Origin of the sequence: Rugamonas apoptosis, assembly GCF_014042355.1 — a bacterium.
Taxonomy (GTDB): domain Bacteria; phylum Pseudomonadota; class Gammaproteobacteria; order Burkholderiales; family Burkholderiaceae_D; genus Rugamonas; species Rugamonas apoptosis.
In genome coordinates, this window is sequence record NZ_JACEZU010000074.1 from 1 (window position 1) to 255 (window position 255).

General features: G+C 48.2%; 1 rRNA gene. It reads left to right on the top strand.

Annotated features, from left to right (window positions below):
* A 23S ribosomal RNA gene (locus H3H39_RS27485) occupies nucleotides 1-95 on the top strand; the annotation flags it as partial.
* Nucleotides 96-255: the final 160 nt, after the last annotated feature.

Below are 255 nucleotides of genomic sequence, written 5' to 3' on the forward strand. Positions count from 1 at the left end.
AGGGTCGTTCGAGACCAGGACGTTGATAGGTCAGGTGTGGAAGTGCAGTAATGCATTAAGCTAACTGATACTAATTGCCCGTACGGCTTGTCCCTATAACCTTAGCAGGTTGTGGTGAATAAGAAGTACGTTGTAACGTTCGTTGATACAACTTCATTACCCCAGTCTTTACTCCTTCTTCCAGATTCCGGGCGACGCGCATGAGCGCGCAGCCCATACAAGTCAAAGCTTGATGACCATAGCAAGTTGGTCCCA